Raw genomic sequence first — 23,030 nt, forward strand, 5'->3', positions numbered from 1 at the left:
ATCTTTTAAGAGAAAATTTTTATTAGGATATTTCTGGGGCATTATAGTCTTTAGTTTTTTATCTTATTGGGTTACTCATGTAGCCTTCCTTGGGTTCTTATCGGCAATCCTTTATCTCTCTTTATACTCTGGGTTATTCACGGTTCTAATTAGTGGAAATAGAAAATTTACCAATCCTTTTTATATAGCGAGTCTATGGGTATCTCTTGAATTTTTGCGTTCTTTTCTCTTTACAGGTTTTTCTTGGGGTTTTTTGGGCTATGCTTTTTGGAGCCGCTTAAATTTTATTCAAATTGCAGATCTATTCGGTATCTATGGTGTATCATTTGCAGTTGTTTTGATTAACGCAGCTTTGTTCTGTTTTTTTATCGAGCATAATAGAAGGCGTAAAGTGGTTAACCTTGCAGTAATCCTATTGATTATAGTCTGTTCGTTTTGTTATAGCAGGTATCGTTTGAATTCTCTGCTGTCTGAAGATAGTGTTAACAACGTTGCTCTGGTTCAGACAAATGTGGATTCCAATTTAAAGTGGGATCTAGAACTATATAGAGATAATTTAGAAAGAGTTAGACTACTTGGGCTAATTGCAAAAGAGAGAGGCGCAGAGCTTATAATATTTCCCGAGACAGTATTGCCCTATAGCTGGAATAGAGATAAGAGAGTCATGGATGATATGGAAGGTATCATCGAAGAGCTCAACAGAGATATTATTTTAGGGATTCCTTATTGTCAGGACGGCAAGCTTTATAACGCGTCTCTTTTATTTAATAAAAACGGAGAGGTCAAAAGCAGTTATTTTAAGAATCATTTAGTGCCTTTTGGTGAGTATCTTCCATGTGATAAATTATTATCTTTTTTAAAGGAGTTTTATCCTGTCGGATATTATTCACCCGGTGTAGACTCAAATCTTCTTAAGTACCAGAACAACTATTTTTCTGTTTTAATATGCTACGAAGATATTTTTCCTAACATCGCAAGAAAAGCTACTTTAAGCGGTGCCTCTTTTTTAGTTAATCAGTCTGATGAGGGTTGGTTTAAGAATAGCCAAGAGGTATATCTGAATAATCAGATTGCGGTTTTCCGTGCAATCGAGAATAGGCGCTCATTGGTGCGTTCAACAAATACAGGCATAACTTGCTTAATAGATTACAAGGGGCGAATATTAAGTCAATTAGATCCGTTTAGGGCAGATGTTTTAGTAGTCGATGTTCCAATCTATAAAGAGCTATCCATTTATTCTAAATATGGATTGGTATCACTTATTGCCATTGCTTCTATTTTTGTTTTATTATATTCCGTTTGGAATAATAAAAAAAGGTTGTAAACTTACAATAATTAAGGTTCTTCTAAACTAGAAATAGTTCGAGTTCTCGCTGGGGATGTTAACTAAATTATCTCTTAATTATATGAGTGAAGAATTAGTTTTAAAGTATTTCTTATCTCTAAAAAGATAGGCTTGATTGATCTAGTAAGAATTGATTAACACTATCCGTTGAATAATGTTTTAGCCTCTTGAAGTATGCGTTCTGCCTCATCAGAATTAATCGTGGTATCGTCCATAGTTATGCCTAATTTTGCTTTTGAAAGATTCATTCCAGTGAGGTATCCTGTTATGCTCGTTATTCCAAGCATATGTAATTCGTATTTTGCTGTAATTTTGGCAGCAACTATAATTGCGCGTGCCATATCTGTATCCATATTTCGGTTTTCAGCTAATTGTTCAGATACTGGACTAAGATCTAAAGTGCCTTCAAAGTAGTCTTTAAGCATAAATTTTTCGTCTCCTGTTAAAGGGGATTCAGCCCTGCTAAGAATGTCTCCACAGAAAATTATCCCCCATGCTACTTGCCTTTCGGTGAACTTAGAATCCGTTTTAATTCTTCGGGCAAAACAGGTATTGGATAAGAATAAAATGGAACAAAAGATAGATACTATAATCAGGCTAATTTTTTTACTCGTATGTATTTTCATTTAATACCCCTTTTCTATATTTATCCCATACAATATCATTGTTGTCAAATAATGGGTTAATTACCAAAAAGTTGCGAAACTCGTCCAATGCGGGGAGTTTTTATATTTAACAATCTGTAGCAGTAACTTACAGAGGATTTCTATTTGTCAAAATATGCATACCTAGAGATTTTGGAGTGACCCAATTAGATGCTGGATATGTTAAATTTCGTCTCTCAAGAATATAAGTTGGGTAGTCTTCTTCTGTTGCTAATTTTTTAAATATTTCAAAGCCGAGATTTCTATACAAACTACCATATAAAGTATCTTCGAAATTTTCACCACGAGCTAATGCATCCAAAGATTCTTGATTTGCTAATTTAAATTGAATCTTTCCTCCGATCGGTATAAAGCTTGTAATAAACTCAGTCATTGCAGTACCTATTCCTTGACCTCTCAAATTAGAAGGAGCACTTTGAAAGAATTCTTTTATTGCAGAATCATTTTCAATATTTAAAACCGAAGTGAAATAAGCGTATAGAAATTTTGCTTGAGCATTAAATTCGTCTTTAGGTCCTATTGTAAAATATGCTACCATTGCGGCGAGTAATGATTTTTCACCCATATGGTCTTTTCGATATGGCGAAATCGCTTCATATATACCTGAATAATCCAATGTAATTTCCCATCCAATATTCAAAATTCCATCTTCAGTCATATGAATTCCTGTGGTCATTGCAACTGGATATCGGTTATCAGTATCGTTATTAGAGTTAGGCATTATATGTATCATATGTTTAGATTTCAGATCTTCTGTAGAAAATATTCCTCGTTCTACGAAGTCGTTTTGTATGACAATTCTATATTCTTTATCTGGATTTTTTGCAGTAGTAAACATGATAACCTGTCCTTGTCTATTTGCAATTTCATCAAAAGGAGATAATTCGGACCGATATCGTCTTGTAGGGATATTTCTGTGGAAATTGTTTGTTAGATTAATGCTAAAATGCACTAATAATAATAAAGATACTGTTAATTTCCAATATCTATCAAGGAATTTCATAATAAGTAAACTTTTTTGCCCCCTCATGCTATTTATACCACATGGATGATGTTTGGCAAAATTATATCTGTTTTATTGTTATCGTTTAGTTCTGGGTATAACAAAAAGTTGCGAAACTCGTCCAATGCGGGGAGTTTTTTTGCAATTCAGTGAAAATACAAACTTTTCGCTGGATTACTTATAAAACCCCAGTTGCAGAAATGTAGTTGGGGTTTTTTGTTTATGCAGGAATATGATGTTTTATATATTGTGGCGAAATATTTTTTGATGTAATATGGAGAAATATTTTGGGGCAAGTCCACTGAGTACTATTATTCTTAAAGGGCGGTTTATGATCCGCCTTTATAAACGATGGAGAGAACATGGAGCAACGCAGAATCTTTAGGTTATCACTTTTTATAATGCTTTTGATGGGTGGGCTTGGGCTTTCGCCTGTCCTTGCGCAGGCCGGTCTTCATCAGAACGTTGAGACGGTCAAAATAGCGACCTCTGCTGAGGGCACGGCGATCAATTATTACGAGCATGGGCAAGAGGGGCCGGTACTTGTGTTCGTTCACGGATGGAGTTGTGACGCGAGCTACTGGAAAGAGCAGGTCGAGTATTTCAAAGAGAAGTATCGCATGGTTCTGATCGATCTGGCTGGGCATGGTCGCTCTGGGAGTGAACGTGAGAATTACACCATGGAAGCTTTTGGTCAGGATGTGAAGGCTGTTGTCGAGAATATAGGGGCAGAGAAGGTGGTCTTGATCGGTCATTCTATGGGTGCCCTTGTGATCGCAGAGGCGGCCCGCTTGATGCCAGAGAAGGCTATTGGATTGGTCGCGGTTGATGACCTTCAGAATGTGGAGTATCTCCTAGGGGAAGAACAGTTCAAAGAGATGACTACGCCATTCAAAGAAGATTTCAAGAAGGGTGTCAGAGGTTTCGTTATAGGTATGCTGCGTTCTGACAACTCGCTGGTCAATGAATGGGTGATCTCTGATATGTCTTTGGCTGATCCCAGGGTTGCGCTCAGTGCCATAACCGGGTCATTAGGCGGGTATCTGACAGGTGATGTGGCCAAGCTGTTTGATGAATTGGATCTTCCGGTTGTAGCTGTGAATGCCGACCTTTGGCCAACAGATGTCGAAGCGAACAGACGGCATATAAAGGACTTTGAACTAATCGAGTTGGACGGACTGGATCATTTTTTGATGCTTAAAGCACCGGAGCGTTTTAACCCTGCGCTTGAGCAGGCTGTTAAAATGATACTGAAGAAATAGAAAAGAGAGTGTTTATGAGGCGAATATGTGCAAAAGTACTAGGTGGACATAATAATAAAGTCAGCGCCCTAATAAGCTTCAAAAAACAATCGTATTTCTCTCGCTTTTTTTATAATTCATCCCCACATAAATAATCATCGAAAAGTTCGGATTTTTTTTGGGGGGGTCTCGGGGAATTTTTATATTTACCCCCTTGCGGTTTAATAAATTGCAAGTGGTTTTCCTTGTGCTATTATAATATAACAAATAAAAAAGGAGGTAGTTATGAATTGGAAAATGTTTGGACAAATAGTATTGTTAATGATAATCGGCGTGTTAGTTTTAATGTCTATGAAATATGCTATACGGAAGTGTCCGATAATGGGTAAAAATATGGGATGTTATTCTCCTGTCCAAAAGTGAATAAACAGTTTAAATAATGTGCTTATCCTGTATTTATTACAGTAAACATGATAGGTGATCCATTGTATTGTTTTCTTTAGTATACAACCAATTGCAAAACTCGCTTAACGTAAGGGTCTATGTATTTATAAGTAGTTTGTGAATAAAGAGTTAGGAGAAATAGTCTCTTTATCTCTGCGATTGTAGAGATTTTAGGTTAAAATTGTGCTATTTAGAGAGTTATATTATTTTTTAGGATAATCCAAGTTGACTTATTTTATATAAGAGTTTACAATTCAGAAGATATGAAAGACGAATTAAGAGAACATAAACTTGATAAACTAAAGAGGTTGGAGGCTAAAGGTATAAATGCCTATCCTAGCCGCTATTTGCCCTATGATTCTATAGCATCCTGCCTGGAAGGTTGGGAGGATGATAAGGAGATTAAGATTGCAGGTCGTATTATGGCTCTAAGGGGTCACGGTAAGAGCATATTCTTAGATCTTAAAGATGCAACCTCCAGAATGCAGGTCTATATTAATAACGATATTTTGGGCGAAGATAAGTTTACTACTTTTAAAGAGTGTTTTGATATTGGAGATATTATTGGAGTAAGCGGAGAGACTTTTAAAACACGGACAGGTGAAAGTACTGTCTCGGCAAAAAGCGTTACAATGCTGTCAAAATCACTCTTGTCGCTCCCTGAGAAGTGGCATGGGTTAAAAGATGTAGAGATAAGACATAGAAAGCGTTATCTGGATTTGATTATGAATGATGAATCTAAAGAGAGGTTTTTGTTGAAGAGCAAGATAATGAATCTCTTACGCAGCTTTCTAAATGAAAAAGGGTTTATTGAAGTTGAGACTCCCATGCTCCATGCTGTAGCCGGTGGTGCAGCCGGAGCGCCTTTTAAGACTCATCTTGAAGCCTATGATCTAAATCTTAATCTTCGGATTGCTCCGGAGCTTTATTTGAAGAGACTGCTTGTTGGAGGGTTTGAAAAAGTCTATGAGATAAATAGAAGTTTCAGGAATGAAGGCGTCTCTACTAAACATAATCCTGAGTTTACCATGATGGAGCTATATTGGGCCTATGCAGATTATAATGATATAATGGCTCTTACTGAGGAGCTCTTCTCTTTTCTTGCTCGCGAGATAAAAGGGGATGAAGAGTTTGAGTATCAGGGTAAAAAGATTAGCTTTAAAGCCCCATTTAAGAGGTTGAGTTTTTCAGAGATATTAGGAGAAGAAGACCTCGACATAGATAAGCTTAAGGAGATAATGGAGAAGAAGCTCGATAAGAAATTAGAGAAACTCTCTAGGTCTCAGATTTTAAATCTATGTGAGGATTATATAGAAGAGCAGCTCGATGATAGCCCTATTTTTGTAGTTGATTATTTAAAAGAGATATCCCCTTTGGCCAAGACAAAAGAGGGCAGCGCTAATCTTACCGAAAGATTTGAGCTTTTTGTCGCTGGTATGGAGATTGCTAATGCATACAGCGAGCTCAATAATCCAATTGAACAGATGGAGAGGTTTCAGGCTCAGAGCGGTGAGAAGAGAGAGCATGTAGATTATGATTTTGTTCAGGCCTTAGAATATGGAATGCCTCCCGCTGGAGGGTTGGGGATAGGTGTAGATAGGCTTATCATGTTACTTACCGACGCAGCTTCTATCAGAGAAGTTCTGTTCTTTCCGTTGCTAAAACCAGAAAATACTTTATGAGGTTTGAATTCTGGCTGGCCAGTAAATATCTTCTGCGAAGAGAGACTAAATTCCTAAAGCTTGTCTCTGTTATAACAGTCCTAGGCGTTGCTATTGGAGTAATGGCGCTGCTGGTTGTTATAGCGGTTATGAATGGTTTTGATCAAGAATTAGAAGATAAAATCTTAGGAACAAACTCTGACATCCTAATAAAGTCTCAGAGCTTTATTTCTAAGCCAGATGAGATTATAGCCAAAATCCAGGGGTTGGAGAATGTAGTAAGTAGTTCTTCTATTATAGTAGGAAACGGAAGCCTTATTAATGAGGGTTATTTGGAAAATATATATATCAAAGGTATAGACTTAGAGAGTGAAAAGAAGACTACCAGAATAGATAACTATCTTTTAAATAGGTTAGAGAGCATATCAGAAGACGGTATTATTTTAGGTAAAATTATTGCTCAAAAGATGGGCTTGGGAATCGGCTCATCCATTAAAGTTCTTCTGCCTTTTAATCTTGATAGCTTTGATTTTAAGGTTGTTGGGGTATTTGAATCAGGGATGTATGAGTATGATTCTTCCATGGCCTATATAAATATTCAGAAAGCAGAGAGCATCTTCAATCTTTTAGGTGCAACTGCTATTGAGGTTAAGATAGAAGATTCTTATAAGGCTGATAAAGTTAAAGCTACTATTAAATCTTGTTTAGGGTCTGATTTTGATGTCTTAAGCTGGATGGATATGAATAGGAATCTCTTTAGCGCACTAAAGCTAGAGAAGACGGCAATGTTTATAATACTTTGCCTGATAATACTCGTAGCCTCTTTTAATATTGCCAGCATTCTTATTATGTCTGTATTAGAGAAAGTGAAAGATATCGGCATTATGAAGGCGATAGGGATGAAGAATGCAACCATAAGAGGGGTCTTTATGATGCAAGGTATGCTAATAGGTCTCTCAGGTATAATTTTGGGTTCTGCCTTAGGGGGCGGAATAATATATCTCCTAGATAATTATCCTATTATAAAGTTGCCTTCAGACATTTATTACATTGACCGCTTGCCGGTCTCTACGTCTCTATTAGATTTTGCAATTATTATAATTGCTGCTCTTGCTATAACATTTGTGGCTACGTTATACCCTGCAATAAAGGCATCTAAGTTTGATCCTGTTGTGGCCTTGAGGTATGAATAATGATAACACTTAAAAATGTAAACAAATCTTTTAAGGTTGGGAATAAGACAATAGATGTTCTAAAGGATCTCTCTTTTGAAGTGGCGGAGGGTGAAATTTTAGCTATACGAGGCCCCTCTGGTGCTGGTAAATCAACGCTCCTTCATACTATAGGAGTCTTGGAGAGACCGGATAAAGGAGAAGTCTATTTAGAGGGAGATGATATTTATAGTTTTGATGAAAATAGAAAGGCTATATTCAGAAATAACAATATCGGCTTTGTGTTTCAGTTCTATTATTTAATTCCAGAATTAAGTATTCTTGAGAATGTTGCACTGCCTCTACTTATAAAAAACATTAAGAGACCTGAAGCATTAAGTAAGGTTCGGGAGATTTTAAAATTTTTGCAGATTGATAATAGAGCAGATCACTATCCCAATCAAGTTTCAGGGGGAGAACAGCAGCGCACTGCTATTGCTCGGGCTCTTATAGTAGAGCCTAAGATTCTTCTCTGCGATGAGCCTACTGGAAATTTGGATTCTCAAATGGGCGAAGAAGTGCTAAAATTACTTGAATTAGTAAACAGAAATAGAAATACTACTATTATAATTGTAACTCATGATCGCGATGTAGCTTCATGGACCAAGAGAGAGCTTTATATAAAAGACGGTTTTATAGAAAAAGATAATCAGATTAAGTAGCGGCTTAAGGAGGATGAGATGAAAATTTATCTTAACGGTAATTTAGTTGAAGAAGAAGATGCAAAGGTCTCTGTTTTTGATCATGGGTATCTTTACGGCGATGGTGTATTTGAAGGAATAAGGGCATACAATGGCTTGGTGTTTAGACTAGATGAACATTTAGATAGGCTCTATAGCTCTGCTCATACTATTATGCTTAGTATCTCTTTGACTAAAGAAGAGATAAAAGAAGCTCTTTTAGAAACATTGAGAGCCAACGATTTAAAGGATGCCTACATTAGGCTTATTGTCTCTCGCGGTCAGGGGGATTTAGGTTTAGACCCAAGAAAATGCAAGAGCCCAACCACTGTTATAATTGCAGATAAGATCGCGCTCTATCCGCAGGAGTTTTATGAAAAAGGGCTTGATATTATTACAGTTCCTACAAGGAGAAATATAACCGAGGCTGTCAACCCCCAGATTAAATCTCTTAATTACCTTAATAATATCATGGCCAAGATAGAGGCCATTAATTGCGGATATGAAGAGGCTATTATGCTAAATAACGAAGGCTATGTTGTAGAGTGTAGCGGTGATAATATATCTATACTCTCTGACTCCAAGCTCTATACTCCGCCTGATCATTTAGGTGCTTTAAAAGGCATAACGCAGGCTGCAGTTGCAGGGTTAGCCAAAAAGATGGGCATTGGTATTGTGCAAGAAGTTTTCTCAAGGCATGATATCTATAATGCTCAGGAGTGTTTTTTAACAGGTACCGCTGCTGAGATCATCCCTGTAGTCAAGGTTGACGGTAGGGCTATCGGGTCTGGTGGGCCAGGAGAGGTTACGCTACAGCTGATTAAGGATTATAGAAACCTTACTAAGAGTGAAGGTATTTCGGCTTATTAATTGGAGGATAGATTGTAAATATGAATTGTGATATTTGTAACGAAAAAGAAGCCTCGGTTCATTTAACTGAGATAATAAATGGTAAGGTTACAGAGCTGCATCTCTGTGAGGATTGTGCTAGGAAGAAAGGAACGCAGATGGAGCAGCACTTTGGGATTTCAGACCTCTTATCTGGACTTGCTGATTTGAGCACTCCTTTAGAGGTAAAAGAGGAGCCTACTCTAAAGTGCTCTAATTGCGGGATGGGTTATAATGATTTTAAAAAATCAGGGCGGTTTGGTTGCAGTGAATGTTATGAAACCTTTAAAAAACATATTCCATCTTTGCTTAAAAGAATACATGGTTCTACTAAATATGTTGGAGATATACCTAAGACGGGTGAGTTTAAGGTTGTTAGAGATGAGCTGCAGCAGTTACGCAAAGAGCTGCAATCGGCAATTGAAAAAGAAGAGTATGAGAGAGCGGCTGAAATAAGAGATCAGATAAAAAAGTTAGAGAAGAAGAGAGTAAAAAAAGATGAAAAATAGTAATGTCGATACTCTATTGAACCAGCCTAGTGCTTGGTTAAAAGGTACAGGCGAGGACTCTGATATTGTTATTTCAAGCAGAGTGAGGTTTGCCAGGAATTTAAAAAACATACCTTTTTATCACTGGGGGAATGATGAGCAGCGCCAGCAGAGTTATTCTAAAATCAAAGAGGTTTTGGAAGATATTCCGGATTTTAAAAACGGTATCTGGTTGGATATGGATGGGTTGAGTGAGCTAGATAGGTATTTTCTTCTTGAGAGACATTTAATAAGCAAAGAGCTGGCCGATAAAGGAGCCTATAAGGCCGACCTTGTAGGAGATAGGGAGATAGTCTCTATTATGGTTAACGAGGAAGATCATGTTCGCCTCCAAGTCTTAGAGTCAGGGTTCTCTCTGCTTGATGCTGTTAATATAGCCAGGAAGATAGATAGTGAGCTTGCTAAGAGACTTGACTATGCCTTCAATTACGAACTTGGTTATCTTACAGCTTGCCCTACTAATACAGGTACCGGCCTTAGAGCTTCTGTGATGCTGCATTTGCCTCTGCTTGTTATGAGTAAGCAGATTTCAAATGTTATCAACACGATAGCGAAACTAAGCTTTACTACTCGCGGTTTTTATGGAGAGGGCACTGAGGCTAGCGGAAATTTTTTTCAAATCTCTAATCAGGTTACTTTAGGAAGAGCTGAAGAGGAGATTATTGAGAATCTCCAAAAAGTTATAATTCAGGTTATAAGTTATGAAAGAGCAGCCAGAGAGAAGTTTCAAAAAAAAGACAAGCTCTCTTTAGAAGATCAGGTGTTCCGTTCCTACGGTATGCTGCAGAATTCACGTCTTATAAACAGTAAAGAGGCAATAGAACTTCTTTCTAATTTGAGATTGGGAGCGGATTTAGGTGTCATAGATATAGATTTAAAGCAGATTAATGAGCTCCTGTTGTATATACAGCCGGCCCATCTGCAGAAATTTGAAGGTAAGGTTTTGAGTTCAAAAGAGAGAGATATAAAACGTGCAAGACTTATAAGAGAAAGAATAGCATAGGAGGTATTATGAAAATGTTTAATAGGTTTACCGAACGTGCCAGGAAGGTAATAATAATTGCTAAAGAAGAAGCTAGAAGATTTAACCATGATTTTATTGGTACAGAGCATATTCTTTTGGGCTTAGTAAGAGAAGGCGAAGGTGTTGCAGCTATTGTTTTAAAGAGCCTTACTCTTGAGCTTGGTCAGATTAAGACAGAGGTTGAGAAATTTGTACAGCCTGGGCCAAATGCCGTTATCTCAGGGGACGTACCTTTTACCCCTGCAGCTAAGAAAGCGATTGAACTGGCTATGGATGAGGCAAACTCTCTCGGCCATAATTATATCGGTACAGAGCATCTTCTATTAGGTCTGGTAAGAGAAGGCGAGGGGGTGGCATCGCAAGTGCTTTTCAATCTCGGTTTAAATGCTAACAAGATAAGAGAGTCTGTAATGGATCTCTTGGGTACTCCATCAGGTCAAAATTTAAGCGGTGCTGGTCCGGGAGGCCCTGCAGTAAAAAGCAAGACTCCTGCTTTGGATACATTTGGAAGGGATTTAGCTACTTTGGCCAGAGAGGATAAACTTGATCCAGTCGTAGGCAGAAGCAATGAGATTGAGAGAGTGATGCAAGTATTATGTAGGAGAACAAAGAACAGTCCGGTCTTACTTGGTGAAGCCGGAGTTGGCAAAACTGCTATTGTTGAGGGGCTAGCGCAGAAGATAGTCTCTGGCGATATTCCGGATCTTCTTAGAAACAAAAGGATTGTTGCTCTAGACTTAGCTCTTATGGTTGCAGGAACTAAATATAGAGGGCAGTTTGAAGAGAGAATAAAGGCTGTGATGAATGAGATTAAGAAGACAGAAAATGTTATTCTTTTTGTAGACGAACTGCATACCCTTGTAGGTGCAGGCGGCGCAGAAGGTGCAATAGATGCATCTAATATACTTAAGCCTGCCTTATCTAGAGGAGAGATTCAGTGCGTTGGCGCAACTACTCTAGATGAGTATAGAAAGCATATCGAAAAAGATGCTGCCCTAGAGAGGCGTTTCCAGACTATTATGGTCGATCCTCCTACTGTTGATGAGACGATCGAAATACTTAAAGGGTTGAGAGATAAATATGAGGCGCATCATAAGGTTAAGTTTACAGATGAGACTATAACTGCTGCAGCTAAGTTGTCCGATAGGTATATTACTGGTAGATTTTTGCCCGATAAGGCAATAGATTTAATTGATGAGGCGGGATCTAAGGCTCGTCTCTCCGTTTTAACCATGCCCCCTGAACTTAAAGATCTTGAGGGAAAAATAGAGGATATTAAGAAAGAGAAAGAGGCTGCTATTAAGGGTCAAGACTTTGAGCGTGCGGCAAAGATGAGAGATCAAGAGAGAGAGACCAAAAAAGATTTGGAATCAAATAAAAAAAATTGGGAGAAGACTAAGAGCGAGGAGCAGCCGGTTGTTACTGCAGAAGATATTGCAGTAATTGTATCTAAATGGACAGGTGTGCCATTGATGAAATTAGAGGAGACTGAAAGCGATAAGCTATTAAAGATAGAAGAGGAGCTTAGAAAGGGTGTTGTAGGTCAGGATGAAGCTATTCATGCGATAGCACGTGCTATAAGGAGATCGCGTGCAGGATTAAAAGATCCCAAGCGCCCGATAGGTACTTTTATATTTTTAGGACCTACAGGCGTAGGTAAGACGCTTCTTGCAAAAGTGTTGGCGGAGTTTTTGTTTGGAAATGAAGATGCGTTAATACAGCTTGATATGTCAGAGTATATGGAGAAGTTTAATGTCTCTCGCCTTGTAGGTGCTCCTCCAGGTTATGTAGGTTATGAAGAAGGCGGACAGTTAACAGAGAAAGTTAGACGGCGGCCTTATTCGGTTGTATTGTTGGATGAGATAGAGAAAGCTCATCCGGATATCTTTAACGTATTACTCCAGGTTATGGAGGACGGCAGGCTTACAGATAGCTTTGGGCGGCGTGTTGATTTTAGAAATGTTGTGTTGATAATGACTTCCAATGTCGGCGCATCGCTTTTGAGGGTGCAGGGGGCGATAGGATTCAAATCCGGAGCAGAGTCTAGCGAAGTTGATCATAACTCTATGAAAGATAAGTTGATGGATGAAGTCAAGAAGACGTTTAAGCCCGAGTTTTTGAATCGGGTTGATGATACGACAGTCTTCCATTCTTTGAATAAAAAGCATCTTACTGAAATAGTAGAGATTGAACTAAGAGAGGTAATAGAGAGAATACAGGAGCAGGGACTTGATATGGAGTTAGCTAAAGATGCAAAAGATTTCTTGATAGATAAAGGGTTTGACCCTGTTTTTGGTGCCCGCCCCTTAAAGAGGACTATACAAAGATATATAGAAGATCCTCTTGCTGAGGATATTATTGCTGGAAAATTTAAATCTCCCGATGTTATCCATGTTAAAAAAGCATCACGCAAAGAAGAGTTGGAGTTTAAAAAGAAAGGTTAAGTTTATTAATAATCTTCTCCAATATTAGCTTCTATTTTAAATGTATATATCGTATTTAAAAAAAAGATATAAGATATTTCTTATTTTTCTGGCAGTCTTTTCAATACTTTTTTCTTTAAGCTTTGCTCTTTCCAATACAGTTCTTAATATGGTAATAAAGAATCTAATGACAGGGTCGTCTATTCCGTCAGATGTTAAGATTCATGCAAGACAATTTATTTTTTCTCTTGAAGACGGGGTTGTATTAAAGAATCTGTCTATATCTAGAGGAGATAAAAATTTTGTAATCCCTAGATTTGCAATCAAGAAAAATAACGGTTTTATTTCAATTAAAATAAAAGGGGTGTTATTAGATCTAAATTTACTTAAAAGTTTAATAGCTATCCCTATCGGCAGCAGTGCTTCTAACGGTGTCTCTTTAAAAGTTAGGTTAGATGATATCGATTTTTTATCTCAAGGTAAGACTATAAATATAGATCATGGTTCTATATCATCCGGTAAGAATGGTGTTCATTGGGATTTAAGATTTACTTATCAGGGGTTAAATTTAAATGCTAGAGGCTATGCTTCGCTTGAAAGAGAACTCTGTTTTTTTAATTTTACTTCTGAATTTATGAAAACAGTTTTAGTGGGTGAGTATGATTTAAAAAGAAAAATTCTAAGAGGAGGAGTATTTTTTAGAGGAGATTTCTATCGTTTAGGAGCTAAAGCTTTAAGCGAGCATGGAGTTCTCTCCCTGATAGATGTCTCTTTAGGCCCTCTCTCTATCCCTGGACCTATAGAGTTAAATCTTAATAAGGGTTTGAGTTTTAATTGGGCTATTCAAGGCGGTTCTTTAGACGCATCTGGCTTTCTTGATTTTAAGAGCGAAGAGGATAGACTTCGCTTCTATGTTAAGGTTTTAAAGGCCCAGTTTGGAGAGTATGAGTTAATAACAAACTCCTATATAGACTATCTTATAGATGAGAATTCCTTGGTCTTTGACTCTGTAGGTACTGTTTTAAACAAGATGCCTTTTTCAGAGATCTCTTTTAAAGCAGCACTGACAGATAGAGGGGTAGTCCTTGAGAGGTTTGGCTATGAAGGCGGAATAAGTCTTAGTGGTTACTGCGATTATAATTTAAATCATAGTATTCAGGGGGAGTTTAATGATTTCAATTTGCATGAGATGATGACTGTGGTTATGCCGCTCTATGCCCGCTATCTAAGCGTTCCCAAGATAAATGGAGAATTTAATTATTTTTTCTATGATGATACAAGATTTACAGATGTTGCATTAGAGCTTGGAGAGGGCAGGATTATAGATGTTGTATTTGAGAGCGGCAGGGTTCATCTGATGGGGAATTCAAATATACTAGAGTTTGTCAATTCAGAGCTGGTCATTGACGGTATGCGCCTAGCTTTTGAAGGCAATGTTGACATAGCTGAATTTCCAACTACTGCTATGTGGGAAGATGTTTTTTTAGTTCCTATTTCAACCTCTTATCCTTTTGGGGATATATCTTTTGAGGATAGGTTTGGAGATAGAAAGATGTCTTTAGGTGCAAAGCTAAAAGAGAATGTGAGATTGGATTATAATGTGGAATTTTCAGCAGATGAAAACTACAATAAGAATGAAGTATCGTTGGAGATTATAGGTATACCTAATTTAAAATTGCGCTTGAAGGATAACGAAGAGATAATGGGAGTAGAGAAAAACATTAAGTTTTAATAATTATGAAGGAGAGAATAAATAGTTTTTTCTGTTATATCGGTAGGTTGACTATGCTCGCAGGGCATATCATCAACCTTCTTTTTACCAGAACACCTCGGTTTGATCTCCTTTACAAGCAGATGATTAAAATAGGATTAGAGAGTTTTCCTATAGTCTCTTTGACATCTATATTTATAGGTATAGTTATTGCATTACAAAGCGCTTATCAGATGCAGAGGCTTTCAGCAGAGATATACATCGCCTCCTTAGTTGCGCTTTCAGTTGTACGGGAGCTAGGACCTGTTATAACCGGTCTTGTTGTCGCTGGCCGCGTCGGGGCTTCTATCTCTGCCGAGTTGGGTACAATGAAGGTTACCGAGCAGGTGGATGCTATGGAGTCAATGGCTATTGACCCTGTTCAGTATCTTGTGATCCCCAGGTTTTTAGCGCTTCTTATTATGCTTCCAATCTTGACTGTATATGCTGATATAATAGGCATATTTGGAGGGTTCTTAATAGGAGTAACTAGACTTGGCATAGGCGCGACTCAGTATTTAAAGCTGACTTTTGAATCTTTAGTTATGAAGGATATCTATAGTGGTTTTTCAAAGCCTATAGTCTTTGCAGTTATAATTGCCTTGATATCTGCGCAAGAAGGTTTTATGGCAAGAGGCGGAGCAGAGGGTGTTGGCAGGGCAACTACACGTACAGTGGTCAATACTTTCATCTTAATCATTACAGCGGATTGCTTGATAACAGCATTCTCCTATTTTATTTTATAATGATAAAAGCAGTCAATCTTTGGAAAAATTTTGAAGACTTAGAGGTTTTAAAAGGTTTAGATATTACAATAAATGAGGGTGAGGTTTTTGTCATAATTGGTCAGAGCGGATGCGGCAAGAGTGTGTTTTTAAAGCTGTTAATAAACCTTATTGAACCTGATAAAGGTGATATATTAGTAGAGAATGAGGATATACTAAAACTAAATGAAAAAGAGCTTAGAGAATTAAGGATGAAGTTCGGTTTTGTGTTTCAGAATTCGGCTCTCTTTGATTCTTTGAATGTATATGACAATGTCAGCTTTGAGTTAGCTCAGCATACTGATTTAGATCAATATTTAATTCGTGAAAGGGTGGCCGACTGCCTTAAGCTTGTAGGCCTGCAGGGTATAGAGGATAAGATGCCGGCTGATTTAAGCGGAGGGATGAAGAAGAGGGTTGCTATAGCTAGGGCTGTAGTCTTAAATCCCAAGATAATGCTCTACGATGAGCCGACTACAGGATTGGATCCGATTGTTGCATCTTCGATAAATTATTTGATTAAAAAGTTAAAACGGGAAGTCAATGCAACCTCTATTGTGGTTACCCATGATATGAGCAGTGCTTATTCTATAGCAGATAGAATCGGTATGCTTTATAAAGGAAGGATTATTGAGACAGGCAGTCCAGATGAAATAAAGGCCAGCTCTAACCCTATTGTCCAACAGTTTATCAATGGCGATATTCAGGGCCCTATAGAGATATGATATATAGCATTGAGGATTGTAACTTAAAAATTGAAAGAGTAGATATTAAAGCGGTTAAATTAAGTTTAATTTTGTTGGGAGGATAAAACTATGGAATATTGGAGAAAGAGTGAATGGAGATTGGGCCTCTTCATTGCCTGCGGCATTGTTATGTTTAGCGTTCTTGTTTTTACTATAAGCAATCTTAACTTTTTTCAGAGAAGTTATGAAGTAAGAGTTCTTTTTAAGTTTGCAAACGGTATAGAGAGCGGAGCTCCAGCTAGACTTGCAGGTGTAAAGGTTGGTGAAGTTAAAAATGTTAAGATAATCTATAATCCAGATAACGAGGCCCCTCTTGTTGAGGTTGACCTATTGATAGAAGAGGATGTTTTGATTAGGCAGAATGCCAGCGTATTGATCTCTACACTGGGATTGTTGGGTGAGAAATATGTTGAGATATTACCTGGTGATAAAGGCCGAGATTTGATAAGAGACGGTGATATTATAGTTGGCTATGATACTGTTCCGATGGCAAGGCTTTCAGACTTGGCATATCAAATTGCTCAGAAATTAGATCAGACTATAGATTCTGTGAGAGAGATTTTTCTCAAAGAAGAGAATAAGCAAGACTTAGAAGATATAATCGTAAATATGAAGGCTTTAAGCTATAATTTGAATAAGCTGGCAATTGAGACCAATGAGGTTATGAGCAAGATAAATAATGGAGAGGGTACTTTCGGTAAGATTCTTTCTGAGGATGTACTTTATTATGAGATACTTGAAATTGTAAGAGACATCAAGAGGAATCCTTGGAAATTGCTGAGGAAGACAAAGAATTCTGAAGATACATCTTTAGACGATGGCAACCAAGGTTATTTACGTTGAGGGCGGTTTTTAATATGAAAAAGAGTACTATATTTATTTGTCAGAATTGCAGCTATCAATCTAAGGGATTTTTAGGGCGTTGTCCGGAGTGTGAGAGTTGGGATTCTATGATTGAAGAGCTCAAAGAGCAGGAGAGCAGAGTTATATCTAGCGGTAAGTCTGCTCAAGTATTGTCTGAAATAGAATTTGAAGACCAGAGTAGAGTCTCAACAGGGGATAATGAATTTGATCTTGTCTTAGGCGGTGGAATCGTTCCGGGATCTGTTGTGCTTTTAGGCGGGAGACCTGGTATTGGCAAGTCTACCATCATGCTTCAGGTAGCTTTTAATATTGCAGGGTCTAAAAAAAGCGTCCTCTATGTTTCAGGCGAAGAGTCTTTGGCTCAGATTAGGATTAGAGCGAAGAGGCTGAATGTTAAAGAAGAGTCTAGTCTGTTTTTTCTATCCGAGACTAATTTAGAGGTTATAATATCTCAAGTTGAGTCGTTAAATCCAGATTTTCTGATAATAGACTCGATACAGGTTGTCTCTCATCCTGATCTCTCTTCTTCTGCTGGAACTATAAGCCAAGTTAAAGAGTCTGCTCAAAAGTTGACGAGGATTGCAAAAGATAGAAATATTTCCACTTTTCTTGTAGGGCATGTTACAAAAGAGGGCTCTCTAGCTGGCCCTATGGTTCTAGAGCATATCGTAGATACAGTTCTTTATTTTGAGGGAGAGAGCTTCCTGTCTCACAGAATATTAAGGGCTATAAAAAATCGATTTGGCTCTACCAATGAGATAGGTCTATTTGAAATGACAGAGGACGGATTGAAAGAAGTGAAGAATCCATCGTCAGTATTTCTATTGGAGGAAGAGATTCAGACTCCCGGCAGCGTCATTGTCTCTACTCTTGAAGGAACACGCTCGCTTTTAGTTCAGATTCAGGCTCTTGTTGCTAAGTCTTACCAGGGTTTTCCGTTGAGACGTACTATAGGTTTAGACCACAACAGGGTGACTCTGCTCACTGCTGTTTTAGAGAGAAGAGCCGGTTTTGGTCTCTATAATCAAGATATCTTCATAAATGTTGTAGGGGGGCTGAAGATAGGAGAACCTGCTGTAGATTTAGGTGTGCTTTTGGCTCTAGCTTCGGCTTTTAAAAATAAGGCTCTGGACAATGATTTAATTGTTTTTGGTGAAGTTGGTTTGGCTGGAGAGGTAAGAAAAGTTGGTTTTGCAGAGAAAAGAGTAAAAGAGGCAATAAAGTTAGGATTTAAGAAATGTTTGATTCCCAAAGGAAACTTGTTGGAAAAAGACAAGTTTAATATTAAAATATTTGAAACCGTTAACATTAAAGAAGCACTAAAAATTTTGGAGTAAAATATGAAATTAATAAGATTGATTTTTTTTGTGTTAGTTGTAGTTTTAAGTTTCGTTCTTTTTTATTTTAAGAATGCCAGCTTGAATAGTGTCCCGTTCTTTACTTTTATATCGTTAGGAGTAGCATTTATCTTGATAGAGTATATTAGCTCTAAGATTAATACGATATATCTGACATCTTTTCTGCTTGCTCTGTTGGTTAGTTCTGTGTTCTCTCTTATCTCAGTAAAGCTGTTCTCTTTCTATAAGCTTGGCATAGCTCCTGAGATAGTTGTCGCTCTCTCTTTTGTCTTAATTTTTTACCTCTGCTTTGCTGCAGCTTTCAAATTTAGTGAGACAAAACTATTCTCAGCTTCAGGCTCTAAGAACGAACTGATAGTTGTGGATACATCTGCAATTATTGATGGCCGGATTGCAGATCTTTGCGCGACTAAATTTTTGTCGGCCAGGTTCTTAGTTCCCAAGTTTGTACTTAAAGAGCTGCAGCATATAGCCGACTCCCATGACCATCTTAAGAGAAAGAGAGGTAGGCGTGGTTTGGATATTTTAAGTAGGATGAGAAAGGCTAAGGTGGATCTTGTTATAGATGAGCATGATTTTCCTGATATAAGAGAGGTGGATGCTAAATTAGTCCAATTATCTAAATTTTATGGGGCTTCTATTTTTACAACCGATTATAATTTAAATAAAGTAGCTCAGCTGCAAGGGGTCGTAGTTTTAAATATTAATGACCTTGCAAATGCCCTTAAGCCTGTAGTATTGCCGGGTGAAAATATGAAGATAAAAGTTGTTAAGGAAGGCAAAGATAATAAGCAGGCGATTGGTTATCTGGATGATGGCACAATGGTTGTGGTTGAAGATGCAAAGCACTTAATGGGTAATATTGTAAGCATAGTTGTAACAACAGTACTGCAGACCTCAGCCGGAAGAATAATATTTGCTAAGAAAGCTAAGCATTAATATGCAGATTGCATTTGTTCTTCTGGCAGCTGGAAGTGGCGAAAGATTAGATGCTGAAGTTCCCAAGTCACTTGTTAAGCTTGATAATCTTCCTCTGTTTATACATTCTCTGATTAGATGCAAGGAGGCGGGTTTTTTTAATCAGTCTATCCTTGTTGTGCCTGAAGGGTTTAAAGAAGATTTTAAATCTGCTTTATTTGAGCATGGTCTTGATGTTGATAGTCTTGTTTTGGGCGGCTCTAAGAGAGTGGAATCTATGTCCAATGCTCTTGACGCCATCAAATATGCAGACTATGTGTTTATACATGATGCGGCGCGTCCATTTATTAGCGTTAGACTGATGGAGGCTCTTTTAAAGGAGGTGCAGAAACATTCTGCCGTCATGCCTGCATTAGCAGTCAGCTCAGCATTAAAAATATCTAAAGATGGTTTTGCGGTCAGAACATTGGATAGAAGGAATATGTATACTGTTCAGACACCACAAGTCTTTGATTTTCAATTAATCAAATTAGCACTATTGGAATTTAAAAATAGAAATATAGGAGACGAGGTGTTTGATGACTCCTTTCTATTAGAACTTAGCGGTAACAAAGTTAGGATGATAGAAGGGGATCTGTTTAATTTTAAGATTACATACCCTCAGGATTTAGAATTTGCAAAGAGGATTTTAGAATAATGCAGATAAAGATTGGTTTTGGATTTGATTCTCACGGTCTTGAAAAAGGTGATAAGATCAAGCTCGGTGGAGTAGAGATAGAGTCTGATTTTAAACTCAAAGGATTTTCAGATGGAGATCTCATTATGCATGCCTTGTCTGATGCTATTCTTGGTGCTTTATCCCATAAGGATATAGGGGAGTTGTTTCCTGATACAGATAGTTCTAATAAAGGTAGAGACAGTGCTGATTTTTTAAAACAAGTTAAAGAGTTGATGCTCTCAAAGAATTATAATTTGAGTAATATTGATATAACTGTTGTTATAGAAAGACCGCATCTTAGCCCTTACAAAGATAGGATAAGAGAAAATATAGCTGAAATATTAGAGCTAGACAACGATTTAGTCTCTGTCAAGGCTAAGCATACCGAGGAAGCTTTTTCAACTAATACAGCTGTCTGTTTTGTAGTTGTACTATTGATGAAAGCATGAGCTTTATATGCCGATTCATCTCAAGTTTAATTTCCACTCTATTTTTATTTGATCATTATGTTTCTAGTTTTTAGGTTTCTGTTTTTATACAATTTAATATGATAATTTAGCGTTCAACTTGTTCTCTAGTTATAGCTTTATATATTGACATTTTATGAGGTTCAGAGATAATAAATTACAATGTTTCTAATTATTTTAATCGTTGCAATAATAATGGGATATACTATCTCTATTCTGTTTAAACCTGAGATAGAGGCAGCTATGGATCGTGATCCTGCAGCCAGGAGCAGTATAGCCATAATAATATTATATCCTGGACTACATGCTTTAATTGTCCATAGACTCTCTCATTATCTTTATGGATTTAAAGTGCCTTTTATTCCCAGGTTGATATCTCAGCTAGCAAGGCTATTAACTGGTATTGAGATTCATCCTGGAGCTGAGATAGACGATGGGCTATTTATAGACCATGGAATGGGTGTTGTAATAGGTGAGACCTCTATGATAGGTAAGAATGTAACTCTCTATCAAGGTGTTACATTAGGGGGGACTGGCAAAGAGCGTGGTAAGCGCCATCCTACTATAGGAGATAATGTTGTTATAGGTTCTGGAGCCAAAGTATTGGGCAATATAAGAATAGGAGACAATGTTCAAATAGGCTCCAATGCTGTTGTTATAAAAGATGTACCCGATGATTCTACTGTCGTTGGAGTTCCGGGAAGAATGGTGAAGAGAGAGGGTATAAAAATGCCCAAAATATCTTTAGACCATACAGATCTACCTGATCCTTTAGCTCAGTCTATAGATCGCATTCAGAGTGAGATAAATGAAATAGAGGATGTCTTAAAGCAGTGGCGTAAAAAGAAAGAAGAAGAGCTAAATGGCGATTAAAGTTTTAAACTCCCTTAGTAAGAAGAAGGAAAAGTTCCAATCTATAAAAGAGAATAGGGTCAGCATCTATCTCTGTGGTCCTACTGTCTATGACCAGCCCCATTTAGGACATTTAAGAAGTGCTTATGACTTTGATGTTATAAGAAGATATTTTCTATTTTCAGGATATGAAGTATTGTTTTTAAGAAACGTTACCGACATAGATGATAAGATTATAGATAAGGCCAGAAGTTTATCAAGCAAAGGTCTAAAAGAATCAACTCGTGAGATTGCTGATAAATATTATAAGGCCTATGATCTTTGGATGACTAAGTTTGGGATATTGCCTCCCGATATAGAGCCTTGGGCTACAGATCATATAGCCCAAATGCAGGAGATGATTCAAAAGCTTATTGATAGAGATTATGCCTATATGTCAGACGGAGATGTTTATTTTAACATTAAGAAGTTCAAGAATTATGGCAATCTTTCTCATCGCTCTGTTGAAGATATTATATCAGGTGTAAGAGTTGAGCCTGGCGATAAGAAGAGAGATCCGCTTGATTTTGCTCTCTGGAAAAAAGTTAAAGAGGGCGAGCCTTTCTGGGAAAGTCCTTGGGGGGAAGGGAGGCCTGGTTGGCATATAGAGTGTTCAGCTATGAGTACATGTTACTTAGGAGATACCTCTGATATTCACGCTGGCGGAAGAGATTTGATATTTCCGCACCATGAGAATGAGATTGCTCAGGCTGAAGCGGCGACAGGGGAAAGGTTTGCAAACTACTGGCTGCATAATGGTATGCTTACAATTGATGCGCAGAAGATGGCTAAATCTCTCGGCAACTTTATAACAATAGAAGATGTTTTAGGCAAGTATCATCCTGATGTTATTAAGATGTTTTTTCTGTCCACAAACTACAGTAGTCCTATTGATTTTTCCTGGCAGAGATTGGATGGATTGAAGTCTGTAAAGAGCAGTTTTGATTCTTTTTTTTCAAAGTTAAGAGTGATAAGGAATATAGAACATTTAAAATCTGAAGTAAAATCTGAAAAAGAGTGTTTTGCATTTGATAGCCAGATCGATGGCCTGGTTTCTAAATTTAAAGATGCTATGGATGATGATTTCAATACTGCTTTAGCATTTGGAGTTCTTAATGAGATGCTAAGTCTTGGTAATAAGGTGTATGATGATAAGGAGCTAGAGTTTTCGTCTAAAGCTATTCTTTTGATCAGGATAAAGAATTTTGTCTTAAAGTTATCTAAAATATTTGGTCTTTTTGAGGATCTAGATTCAGGTTTAGATGGCTATAAGCAGGCAGTCGATCTTTTGATAAAAATTAGAGATGAATTGAGAGATAGCAAGTTATATCAATTAGCAGACAAGATAAGAGGTTATTTAGAAGACATAGGGATAGTCCTAGAAGACGGCGCAAGCAGATCCAGCTGGAGAAAGGTTTAAG

The 23,030-nt window shown here is 37.5% G+C and carries 20 protein-coding genes and 1 pseudogene; 19 read left to right on the forward strand and 2 right to left on the reverse strand.

The genetic code is table 11. From position 1 onward, the window contains the following. Positions 1–1,324 (forward strand): apolipoprotein N-acyltransferase (gene lnt / locus P9X27_03695; GenBank protein MDP8253486.1); only part of this gene is annotated, 1,324 nt, incomplete at its 5' end. 161 nt (positions 1,325–1,485) lie between these two features. Here the strand turns inward: lnt and P9X27_03700 are convergent. Both P9X27_03700 and P9X27_03705 read right to left on the reverse strand, forming a co-directional pair. Beyond that, positions 1,486–1,971: a hypothetical protein gene (locus P9X27_03700; protein ID MDP8253487.1), complete on the reverse strand. Its 486-nt coding sequence runs from the start codon at positions 1,969–1,971 to the stop codon at positions 1,486–1,488. 127 nt (positions 1,972–2,098) lie between these two features. Further along, the gene (locus P9X27_03705) at positions 2,099–3,013 is read right to left on the reverse strand and encodes a hypothetical protein (protein MDP8253488.1); all 915 of its coding nucleotides are present in this window, start codon (positions 3,011–3,013) and stop codon (positions 2,099–2,101) included. A 410-nt stretch (positions 3,014–3,423) separates the two neighbouring features. On the opposite strand from P9X27_03705, the gene P9X27_03710 reads away from it, so the two are divergent. The 18 genes and pseudogenes from P9X27_03710 to cysS all read left to right on the forward strand — a co-directional run bounded on the left by P9X27_03710 (position 3,424) and on the right by cysS (position 23,029). Next, a complete protein-coding gene (locus P9X27_03710) occupies positions 3,424–4,275 on the forward strand; it encodes an alpha/beta hydrolase (protein ID MDP8253489.1) in 852 nt (283 codons plus the stop codon). Positions 4,276–4,961: 686 nt separating this feature from the next. Next, complete coding sequence (gene lysS / locus P9X27_03715) at positions 4,962–6,380, forward strand: lysine--tRNA ligase (GenBank protein MDP8253490.1); 1,419 nt, start codon at positions 4,962–4,964, stop codon at positions 6,378–6,380. Further along, the gene (locus P9X27_03720) at positions 6,377–7,552 is read left to right on the forward strand and encodes an ABC transporter permease (protein ID MDP8253491.1); all 1,176 of its coding nucleotides are present in this window, start codon (positions 6,377–6,379) and stop codon (positions 7,550–7,552) included. Before lysS ends, P9X27_03720 begins: the two co-directional genes overlap by 4 nt. Continuing rightward, positions 7,552–8,232: an ABC transporter ATP-binding protein gene (locus tag P9X27_03725; GenBank protein ID MDP8253492.1), complete on the forward strand. Its 681-nt coding sequence runs from the start codon at positions 7,552–7,554 to the stop codon at positions 8,230–8,232. The genes P9X27_03720 and P9X27_03725 overlap by 1 nt, the downstream gene beginning before the upstream one ends. Positions 8,233–8,250: 18 nt before the next feature. After that, entirely contained in the window at positions 8,251–9,120 is an 870-nt protein-coding gene (ilvE, locus tag P9X27_03730) for a branched-chain-amino-acid transaminase (GenBank protein ID MDP8253493.1), read from the forward strand. A gap of 20 nt (positions 9,121–9,140) precedes the next feature. Beyond that, on the forward strand, positions 9,141–9,647 hold the full coding sequence (locus P9X27_03735; GenBank protein MDP8253494.1) for a UvrB/UvrC motif-containing protein: 507 nt from the start codon (positions 9,141–9,143) through the stop codon (positions 9,645–9,647). Next, on the forward strand, positions 9,637–10,689 hold the full coding sequence (locus P9X27_03740; protein ID MDP8253495.1) for a protein arginine kinase: 1,053 nt from the start codon (positions 9,637–9,639) through the stop codon (positions 10,687–10,689). The genes P9X27_03735 and P9X27_03740 overlap by 11 nt, the downstream gene beginning before the upstream one ends. 14 nt (positions 10,690–10,703) lie before the next feature. Further along, positions 10,704–13,154 carry an ATP-dependent Clp protease ATP-binding subunit gene (locus tag P9X27_03745; GenBank protein MDP8253496.1) on the forward strand — a complete coding sequence of 817 codons (2,451 nt, stop codon included), beginning with the start codon at positions 10,704–10,706 and terminating at the stop codon, positions 13,152–13,154. Positions 13,155–13,302: 148 nt separating this feature from the next. Continuing rightward, positions 13,303–14,865: a hypothetical protein gene (locus P9X27_03750; protein MDP8253497.1), complete on the forward strand. Its 1,563-nt coding sequence runs from the start codon at positions 13,303–13,305 to the stop codon at positions 14,863–14,865. A 5-nt stretch (positions 14,866–14,870) separates the two neighbouring features. Then, positions 14,871–15,629: an ABC transporter permease gene (locus P9X27_03755; protein MDP8253498.1), complete on the forward strand. Its 759-nt coding sequence runs from the start codon at positions 14,871–14,873 to the stop codon at positions 15,627–15,629. Then, positions 15,629–16,372, forward strand: coding sequence for an ABC transporter ATP-binding protein (locus P9X27_03760; protein ID MDP8253499.1), 744 nt, complete (start codon positions 15,629–15,631; stop codon positions 16,370–16,372). Before P9X27_03755 ends, P9X27_03760 begins: the two co-directional genes overlap by 1 nt. A 90-nt stretch (positions 16,373–16,462) precedes the next feature. Then, a complete protein-coding gene (locus P9X27_03765) occupies positions 16,463–17,236 on the forward strand; it encodes an MlaD family protein (protein MDP8253500.1) in 774 nt (257 codons plus the stop codon). Positions 17,237–17,250: 14 nt separating this feature from the next. Continuing rightward, complete coding sequence (gene radA, locus P9X27_03770) at positions 17,251–18,594, forward strand: DNA repair protein RadA (protein MDP8253501.1); 1,344 nt, start codon at positions 17,251–17,253, stop codon at positions 18,592–18,594. Positions 18,595–18,972: 378 nt separating this feature from the next. Further along, a pseudogene (locus P9X27_03775) lies at positions 18,973–19,554 on the forward strand (TRAM domain-containing protein). Position 19,555: 1 nt separating this feature from the next. Continuing rightward, positions 19,556–20,230 (forward strand): 2-C-methyl-D-erythritol 4-phosphate cytidylyltransferase, encoded by a 675-nt coding sequence (ispD, locus tag P9X27_03780; GenBank protein ID MDP8253502.1) that lies wholly within the window; start codon positions 19,556–19,558, stop codon positions 20,228–20,230. After that, positions 20,230–20,700, forward strand: coding sequence for a 2-C-methyl-D-erythritol 2,4-cyclodiphosphate synthase (gene ispF, locus P9X27_03785; GenBank protein MDP8253503.1), 471 nt, complete (start codon positions 20,230–20,232; stop codon positions 20,698–20,700). The genes ispD and ispF overlap by 1 nt, the downstream gene beginning before the upstream one ends. A 180-nt stretch (positions 20,701–20,880) precedes the next feature. After that, on the forward strand, positions 20,881–21,591 hold the full coding sequence (epsC, locus tag P9X27_03790; GenBank protein MDP8253504.1) for a serine O-acetyltransferase EpsC: 711 nt from the start codon (positions 20,881–20,883) through the stop codon (positions 21,589–21,591). Further along, positions 21,581–23,029, forward strand: coding sequence for a cysteine--tRNA ligase (gene cysS, locus P9X27_03795; GenBank protein ID MDP8253505.1), 1,449 nt, complete (start codon positions 21,581–21,583; stop codon positions 23,027–23,029). The genes epsC and cysS overlap by 11 nt, the downstream gene beginning before the upstream one ends. Position 23,030: the final 1 nt, after the last annotated feature.

The sequence above is a fragment of the Candidatus Kaelpia aquatica genome, assembly GCA_030765335.1.
GTDB lineage: Bacteria > Omnitrophota > Gorgyraeia > Kaelpiales > Kaelpiaceae > Kaelpia > Kaelpia aquatica.